Origin of the sequence: Limnovirga soli, assembly GCF_013106755.1 — a bacterium.
Classification (GTDB): Bacteria; Bacteroidota; Bacteroidia; order Chitinophagales; family Chitinophagaceae; genus Limnovirga; species Limnovirga soli.
On sequence record NZ_WHPF01000031.1, the window covers coordinates 1 to 2887 of the forward strand.

Genomic DNA, 2887 nt, shown 5'->3' on the forward strand with positions numbered 1-2887 from the left:
GAACATTGGTTTGACTAAAAAATAAACCATAATTGGGATTACCACTATATTGAAAAGCATATTTGTTGCCACCTACCTTATATGCAGCAGTACCATTAAACAACAGGTTACCATTTGCATCTACACTAATGTTATTTGCAGCACCACCAAGTTTACTGGTGCCCACTACTTCCAATGCTGATGCAGGCGCCAATGTGCCTATACCTACATTGCCTGTTGTTGGAAATGTGTTTGTTTGTGCATGGGCAACAAAATGAGCTATCGCAAGAAAGAAAAGAGAAAACGAAATCTTTTTCATAAAAGTGATTTTTGGTTTTTGATTTTATCCGTAACACAAATCTCAACCAAAAAGAAGAATTGAATTTGTACTAAACTTAGTATATCTAACTCCTAAATGTAGTAACTGCCTGTACTAATTTTAGGAGTTATTCTATGTGATAAAATGATTTTATTTTATTTCATACTGGTTAGAGGTGATGGATATACAAAAAATGGTAGAATGAGCAAATACGATGTGGCAGCTATTTTTTACTGATACCGTTCGTAATGTATTAGCCATGCAAAAATTGCAAAAAAAGCCGCCTCCTTTCGGAGGCAGCTTTTGCCTTCACACGCATTGCCCGAAACAAACAATTTATTTTTTCATCAACTTGAGCACTTTTGTATGTTCGTTGTCTTTCACTTTTATAAAATACATTCCGACCGGTAATTGTCCTAAAGCAATAGAAATACTGTTGCTGTTAACCCTCTCGTTTCGCCATAATACTGCACCCTGCAAATTGGTTAAAACAACAGACACATTGCCCTTAACGCCCTTTAACTGCACCGTTGCATTGGTGCTTGCCGGGTTAGGGTAAACCATTGCCGAGAAACCTTCAACGGTGGGTTTTTGCATGTTAATGCCGGCAATAGCAGACGATGCATTGTCTGCATTAAAAGACCGTGAACCAGCAGGAGCCAGACCTATATTACATAGTGAAACATAAGCAAGAAAGTCGGCCCCTTCCTTAGCATTAAACCCTGGCAGAAAAGTTAATTCACTACCTGTAAAACTGGTGGGGCCCGAACCGCTCACTGCAGTTGAATTTCCAGCACAGCCAACAGGTGGACTAACCACTTTTCCAGTAACTGCATAGTTTACAGTATTACCAACTGGCCATACACCACAAACGCCACCATCGCCAAGTGTTACTGGCTTGGTGCCAAGGCCTACCGCATACCATGCATTGGCTACCTGGTATGCTTCATTGGAGCAATTGCCGTAGGTTGTTTTGGCAGCAGTAATTGTGGCATTACGCACATCTGTATAGTTGGTTGTTGAGGTCATGAAATAGTAAGACTGGTAAGTAATATAGGCGGCCACAGACGGACTGATACTTAATACTTTAAAATCACTGCCTTTATCATTGATTCCTGATCCGCCATTCGAAATAAGATAGAACCAATAATTCATCACCCCACTATTTGTATGCACGCCTCCGTTATCCAGTGTTCCTGTATACCAATAAGTACCCTGATAAGTATCTGGCTGCAAAAATTGGTTGGGGTTGGATAATGACCTGGAAGCACCGGATGTCCTGTCATCACCCACCAGGTAATCATTATTTGTATTTAGGGTAACACCTTCGATTGTAGTGCCAAAAATATCACTCAGTGACTCATTAATCGCCCCTGACTCACCCGAGTAAACCAATCCTGCTGTAGAGCCTGTTACTCCATGTGTAAATTCGTGACCAACAATATCCAGGGTACCAAAACTGTTTGCAAGTGTGTTGCTACTGCCGAGTCCAATAAACATTTGTCCGGTACTGGGGTCGAATGAAGCGTTGTCGGAACAAGTAGATACATTTCCGAATATATCGTAACAAATAAAATAAGCATTCACATAACCGTATATCGGCCCATTATTATTGTCCCAACCGTTTCTGGCATAGGTATTTTTGAAATAATTACCTGAAGATCTTAATGCCCAGAGAACAGACCCTCCAAATATTTGGTTATTATTAGACGACCAGGTATTGTTACTGGAACCAAGTATCTCAACAGGTGAATATGTTTCGTCCATGAAATTAAAGTTGTAATCCCGAACCCAATAATTTGTTGCATCGCAATCATCCAAAAGCCGGTAAGGAACAAACCCATACAATTGAGTGCTTATTGAACGGCTGCCATTCCAAATGGTGTTCACGGTAGTAGGCGAACAATTCAGTTCCAATGGTATATCGTTGATCACCTCGCCGGTATTTGCATCAATCTCGAGGCGTCTGGATATACGGGGAGCAGATGCATATATGTCAAATTGGTAAGCCAACCTGAAATTGGAAGCCTTCCAATTGTCGTTTGACAAATCTTTGGTCCAGATCAGTTCACCTTTGGGATAATAGGAGGTGTCGGACTTCTTTGTACGTTCTTTAATCTCCTGCTCCCAGTATTTATCCTGCCATTTGTATCGGGTGGCTTTTATCTTTCCTAACGCTTTGTCTAAAGCCTGAGTCCTGCTTAGTTGGTATGTTACATTTTTATTCATAGAACGTACATACCTGCCGTTAGCCACATAGGCCAATCCCTGCTTGTTAAGATGAACTATATACTCTGCATTGGCTATTCGTATGTTTTTGTAGTATTGGTTAAAACCTAGGTGTAGATAGCCCATGGGGTCTTTATTAATTTTAACCTGGCGCATTTCATCTGCCGCCGTAAGGCGTAATGCTGAACCATATTTCTTAAAAAAATCCGACCCTTTGATTGCCACATCTTCCCGAAGGTCGATCCATCTTTCATTGCTTGTTGGCAATGCTATGCTTCGCAAAGTATCGTTCCAGAAATCTTGAGGGCTTACATCAGTCTGAGCTTTTACTGTTTTGCCAATCACAAGAAACAGCGAGAC

The 2887-nt window shown here is 40.9% G+C and carries 2 protein-coding genes; both read right to left on the reverse strand.

From position 1 onward, the window contains the following. A partial coding sequence (locus tag GD597_RS21615) for a hypothetical protein (RefSeq protein WP_216368655.1) occupies window positions 1–298 on the reverse strand: 298 nt, incomplete at its 3' end. Between the two features lie 336 nt (window positions 299–634). Beyond that, window positions 635–2887: M4 family metallopeptidase (locus GD597_RS21620; RefSeq protein ID WP_171610005.1), on the reverse strand; the 2253-nt coding region annotated here is incomplete at its 5' end.